Source organism: Methanosarcina sp. DH2 (assembly GCF_020804225.1).
Classification (GTDB): Archaea; Halobacteriota; Methanosarcinia; order Methanosarcinales; family Methanosarcinaceae; genus Methanosarcina.
Genome location: NZ_WJBI01000033.1, coordinates 1 through 1,722 on the forward strand (window position 1 = coordinate 1; position 1,722 = coordinate 1,722).

1 protein-coding gene is annotated in these 1,722 nt (G+C 37.4%); it reads right to left on the bottom strand.

Translation table 11 applies throughout. The annotated features are described in order from the left end of the window. Positions 1-1,198 (bottom strand): PAS domain-containing methyl-accepting chemotaxis protein (locus FXV91_RS19570; protein WP_229392469.1); only part of this gene is annotated, 1,198 nt, incomplete at its 3' end. Between the last annotated feature and the right edge of the window lie 524 nt (positions 1,199-1,722).

A 1,722-nucleotide genomic window follows, 5' to 3' on the forward strand; every position in this document is an offset into this window, starting at 1 on the left:
CGCTGAGCTTTTTGAAAATTTCTTCGGAAGCTTTTATGTCAGAAGCTGCTGTGCCTGCATGCCTCGAAAGGTTCTCCGAGCCGGTTGCGATCTGTTCTGCTGCAGTTGAAATCTGTTGCATGCCGGTATTCATCTGGCCGACGGCTTCTTCCGATTGCCGGGCTTCTTCAAGGGTTGTGAGCATGTCTGCAAGGATATCCTCAATAACACATTTAAGATTAGTAACAAGCTTATTGAACTCGTCAAAAGTATTGCCAAAATCATCGTCCTTGATCTTATCCAGGTGAGCATCAAGGTCCCCCTCGCCAATCCTTCTGATACCCTCCCCAAGGTCTTTCAGACAGCTATTAGTATAATTTAAAAGGTCCTCAACTTCCTTTTCTTTCTCTTTCATCTCAGTCATATCAGTTATGATTGTAAGATTTCCGATAATTGCTCCAGCATCATCTTTTATAGCTACTGAAGAGGTTACTGTGTGTAGAGGCTTATCCAGAGCCTTGAGTTTAAGTGACCGTTCAAGGTTATAGACTCCTTCTCCAGTTTCCAGTACTTTTTCAGCAAGTGATTTTTTAGTGCTGCTCTCCATTAAGTCGGAAGGCGATAAACCGATTGCTTCGTCCATATTTTTAAACTTACAGACTTTCGCAAAGTAATCGTTAATGTACTTTATTTTTCCGGAAACATCTACATAAAGTGCAAGTGATGGCTTGGGTATGCTGCTGACAATAGTCCTCTGGGATTCTTCTCTCCGTTTAACCTGTGGAGTTACATCCAGAAACACACCGTCAATATAAGCGATATTTCCTTCATCGTCTTTCACCGGGTGAGCCTGTTCCTGAATAAAGATTATAGTGCCATCGGATTTTTTGATTCTGTATTCAGCCTGATAAGGAGTTTTATTTTTCATTGCTTTCTGTACAACCTTATCGACAAGAGAAAGGTCTTCAGGAAGAATAATGTCAGACCATGATAGTTTTTGGGAAATGAAATCCAGTTTAGAATAACCGGTCAGTTTTTCTACACTTTTACCGATATAATGTATAGCCCAGGAAGACTCACTCGATACTCTGAAAACAGTTACTGGAAGACTGTCTATAAGTAAGCTTATCTCTTTCGCTTTTAAATCCTCATCCTCAACTAAATTTTTTAGTGAGTTCTTTTGTTTCGTCTTTCCTAAATCAAGAACTGTTGAAGGCATATATAATCAATCCCCTAATGATTTATATAATAACTATGATTATAATTAGAGGAAGTATTTAAATTTATAGGTAAAAAAAGAAACATTCCGTCTGACCAAAATTTCAAATATTTCTTAACTGCTTTTATATATAGCTTTTATATATAGATAGGATAAAAACAGACATAATAACTCATTTATTCATAAAAAATGGACTTTATCTCCCTTCTTTATTATCCACATTTACAATTTGAGCATTATAACTCATTCTATATCACCTGAAAAATAGGGCTAATGGGAATTGCAGAATACAAACTGATGAATTCCATTAGCCTGAACTCGAAAAGTTATATCAAACAATTCAGTACAAACTACAATTTAGAATTTCTCTTTAGACTTTCCCTTCCTATCGAAATGCTGCGGCTTTCCAGAAGAGGGTTGATTGTTTTTCTTTTCTCCCGAAACATTGAAATTTTCCAGAAGAATGTCAACTGTTTTCTGGGCAAGCTCGCTGACATTCTGTACCGAAGTGCTTACCTGCTGCA